Source organism: Stenotrophomonas sp. INTA L402-1 (assembly GCF_059295135.1).
Window position 1 is genome coordinate 1 of the sequence record NZ_JCAFWP010000236.1, and the last position, 533, is coordinate 533.

The 533-nt window shown below is 59.5% G+C and carries 1 protein-coding gene; it reads left to right on the top strand.

The genetic code is table 11. The annotated features are described in order from the left end of the window. The coding region (locus AC5O77_RS22560) for a glutamate synthase-related protein (protein WP_494507267.1) at positions 1-533 on the top strand (533 nt) is incomplete at both ends.

Below are 533 nucleotides of genomic sequence, written 5' to 3' on the forward strand. Positions count from 1 at the left end.
GGTGCGCACACTGCAACAGGCGGTACAAAGCGGCGAGTACAGCGACTATCAGGAATACGCGAAGCTGGTTAATGAGCGTCCGGCAACCACGCTGCGCGATCTGCTGGCAATTACGCCGGGTGAAAACGCGGTCAACATTGCTGATGTTGAACCGGCAAGCGAACTGTTTAAACGCTTCGATACCGCTGCGATGTCTATCGGCGCGTTAAGCCCGGAAGCCCACGAGGCGCTGGCTGAAGCGATGAACAGCATCGGCGGCAACTCTAACTCCGGTGAAGGCGGCGAAGACCCGGCGCGTTACCGCACCAACAAAGTGTCGCGCATCAAACAGGTTGCGTCCGGCCGCTTCGGCGTGACTCCGGCCTATCTGGTTAACGCCGACGTGATCCAGATTAAGGTCGCTCAGGGAGCGAAACCGGGCGAAGGCGGTCAGTTGCCGGGCGACAAGGTCACACCGTACATCGCCAAGCTGCGCTATTCGGTACCGGGTGTAACGCTGATTTCCCCGCCGCCGCACCTGTCTCTTATACACA